The 3,112-nt window shown below is 33.3% G+C and carries 3 protein-coding genes; all 3 read left to right on the top strand.

Annotated features, from left to right (window positions below):
- Window positions 1–297: 297 nt before the first annotated feature.
- The 3 genes from ACQKCJ_RS24690 (at window position 298) to ACQKCJ_RS24680 (ending at window position 3,012) form a co-directional block, all read left to right on the top strand.
- A complete protein-coding gene (locus ACQKCJ_RS24690; protein WP_271338556.1) occupies window positions 298–1,254 on the top strand; it encodes a phosphoribosylaminoimidazolesuccinocarboxamide synthase in 957 nt (318 codons plus the stop codon).
- Window positions 1,255–1,283: 29 nt separating this feature from the next.
- Window positions 1,284–2,423: a glycoside hydrolase family 26 protein gene (locus tag ACQKCJ_RS24685; protein ID WP_427403145.1), complete on the top strand. Its 1,140-nt coding sequence runs from the start codon at window positions 1,284–1,286 to the stop codon at window positions 2,421–2,423.
- 202 nt (window positions 2,424–2,625) lie between these two features.
- Entirely contained in the window at window positions 2,626–3,012 is a 387-nt protein-coding gene (locus tag ACQKCJ_RS24680) for an ankyrin repeat domain-containing protein (protein ID WP_427403144.1), read from the top strand.
- Window positions 3,013–3,112: the final 100 nt, after the last annotated feature.

The following is a 3,112-nucleotide window of genomic DNA, read 5'->3' as shown; positions in this document are numbered from 1 at the left end:
AATTAAAAGGATATAAGATCCCCAAAATTTCATTTTGTAATCAATTACAAAATGAAATCATTCAACAAATAGTAATACATTGTGGTGGGGATCCTACTAAAATAGAGACATTCAATGCATAAAATAAAGTTCCTTACACTCTTGGTTTTAAACTTTGACAAAGCTCAGGCAAAGACTGAACACTGAGACTGAACACCGCGACTGAAATTGAGACTGCAAACTGCAAACTAAAAAACTTGCTTGCTCTTTTAATTAGTTTTAAATTTGCATTCATAAAAAACAACACAACTAACGATAATGAGCAATACAATTACAACTACAAATTTTAATTTTCCAGATCAGAAATCAGTTTATCGAGGAAAAGTTAGAGAAGTTTACAATATAAATGATGAACTTTTAGTAATGGTAGCAACAGACAGGCTTTCGGCTTTTGATGTGGTTTTACCAAAAGGTATTCCTTATAAAGGACAAATTCTAAATCAGATTGCTACAAAATTCATGGAGCTAACAGAGGATATTGTACCAAACTGGTTGATTGCAACTCCTGATCCAAATGTTGCTGTTGGACATTTATGTGAGCCTTTTAAAGTAGAAATGGTTATTCGCGGATACCTTTCAGGACATGCTGCTCGTGAATATGCTGCTGGAAAAAGACAAATTTGCGGTGTAACAATGGCTGAAGGTTTAAAGGAAAATGATAAATTTCCGGAACCAATTATTACACCAACAACAAAAGCTGATAATGGTTCTCATGACGAAGACATTTCCCGTGAAGATATTTTGGCTAAAGGAATCGTTAGTGAAGAAGATTATATTGTTTTAGAAAAATATACTCGTGATTTATTTCAAAGGGGAACTGAAATTGCTGCTGAACGCGGATTGATTTTAGTAGATACTAAATACGAATTCGGAAAAACAAAAGAAGGAGTAATTGTTTTAATCGATGAAATTCACACACCGGATTCTTCCCGTTATTTCTATGCTGACGGATATCAGGACAGACAGGATACAGGAGAGGAACAAAAACAATTATCTAAAGAATTTGTGCGTCGTTGGTTGATCGAGAATGGTTTTCAAGGTCAGGACGGACAACAAATCCCGGATATGACAGATGAATATATTGAATCAGTTTCTGAAAGATATATTGAATTATACGAGAAAATCCTGGGAGAAAAATTTGTAAAAGCGGATATTGCTAATATTGATCAACGTATTGATAAAAACGTATTAGAATACCTAGAGACTAAAGAGTAATTTTCAGGTTTAAACTAACTCTTTAAACCATGAAAATTATTAGAAATAAAAAAAATGCCTTGCTATTTATATTGATGATAGCAGGGCATTTTCTTTTTGCGCAAATTGATAAAAAGGCAACAAAAGAAACAAAAGCGTTATATGAAAATTTAAAAACAATTTCAAAAAAACACATCCTTTTCGGGCATCAGCATGCTCTCGAATACGGACACGGATGGTCTAATGAACGGGATAGATCAGATGTAAAATCAGTTACAGGTTCACATCCCGCCGTTATCGGAATTGACTTTAGCGGATTTTCGGGACATTCTAAAGAAGAAATTGAAAAGACAGCCGCAATTCTCAAAAAGAATGTTACAGACACTTATGAACGAGGCGGAATCACAACTGTTTCGTGGCATTTTATAAATCCTGTTTCCGGTAATAGTTTTTATTGGAAAGATTCAACCTCTGTAGCTGCTATGTCATTGATCAAAAAAGGCGGTGCCTATCATGAGCAATATAAAGACGTTCTGAAAACCATCGCAGATTTTGCACATTCTGTAAAGGCAAAAGACGGCAAATTAGTTCCAATGATTTTCAGGCCATATCATGAGTTCGACGGTGATTGGTTTTGGTGGGGAAAGAAATTTACTTCACGGGAAGATTTTATAGCCGTCTGGCAATTTACAGTTTCTTATTTAAAAGATATTTTGGGTGTGCATAATTTTATTTATGCTTTTTCACCAGATGTCAGGTTCAATTCAGAAAACGATTACTTAGAGCGTTATCCGGGTGATGATTATGTAGATATGTTAGGCATGGATGATTACGGCGATTTTGGTCGTGATGGGAATTATGATATTTCAGGAGCAATTAAAAAACTCAGGATAGTTTCTGATCTTGCTGTCAAAAAGAATAAACTTGCTGCTTTGACAGAAACTGGCTTAGAATCGATTCCGAATGAAACCTGGTGGACACAAACCTTATTAAAGGTTTTAAAATCTGAAAATCTTGAATTAGCTTATGTTCTTGTTTGGAGAAATGACAGTACAAGTCCAACTCATTTTTACGCTCCTTTTCCAGGTCAGATTAGTGTTCCGGATTTTATAAAATTTTATAATGATCCTTATACGTTGTTTGAGAATGATTTAAAGAATGTTTATACCAATAAATTTCGCATAAAATAATTTTTTGTAGAGATATAAAATGAAGTGCAATGCGGGTTTTACCGGGTTGCACTTTTTTATTTATAATTTTTTTGCATTTATGTGCAACCTATTATACAATTTAGTCGTCTATTATAATAAGTAAGAGTTTTGAGAAGCAATTATTAATCAATTATTAATCAATTCTTATTTTAAATCATCAATCATAAAATCATCAATCAACATGAAAAAATCATTAATTATTTTAGCTATGGTCCTGGCTATATCTACAAATGCATCAGAAGCCTCAAATCTTAAATTATCAGTAAAAGATCAAACTAATTATCACGCTTATGCTTATGCAGGCTCACCTTTGCATTATGCTGTATGCGAAGGAGACATTGAGAACGTGAAAAAATTGATTAAGTATGGCGTCAATGTAAATTTGTTATCAAACGACATGTCGCCTTTAATGCTGGCAGCGCGTTTTAATAAATTTGAAATCATTAGAGTTTTACTGGCAAACGGAGCTGATCCCAGTATGGAGAATGAAAAAGGTTATAAAGCATTAAAATTCGCCGAGTTTGCAAAAGCAAGTGAGTCTATAGCTATTTTGGAAAATCTAAAATAAAGTGTAACAAAAAGAGGCTGTCCGAAAAGTAATTTCGGGCAGTTTTTTTTTGTTTTACACATTGATTTTTCTTATATTTAAGTACTAAAATCAATGATTA

Origin of the sequence: Flavobacterium sp. NPDC079362 (genome assembly GCF_050267765.1) — a bacterium.
In the GTDB taxonomy this organism is placed as follows: domain Bacteria; phylum Bacteroidota; class Bacteroidia; order Flavobacteriales; family Flavobacteriaceae; genus Flavobacterium; species Flavobacterium azizsancarii.
This window is presented reverse-complemented; position numbering and strand designations above follow the sequence as displayed.

Bases quoted from the DNA above. Each gene is read 5' to 3' on its own strand.
- ACQKCJ_RS24690 (WP_271338556.1), top strand. From the start codon at position 298: ATGAGCAATACAATTACAACTACAAATTTTAATTTTCCAGATCAGAAA.
- ACQKCJ_RS24680 (WP_427403144.1), top strand. From the start codon at position 2,626: ATGAAAAAATCATTAATTATTTTAGCTATGGTCCTGGCTATATCTACA.
- ACQKCJ_RS24685 (WP_427403145.1), top strand. From the start codon at position 1,284: ATGAAAATTATTAGAAATAAAAAAAATGCCTTGCTATTTATATTGATG.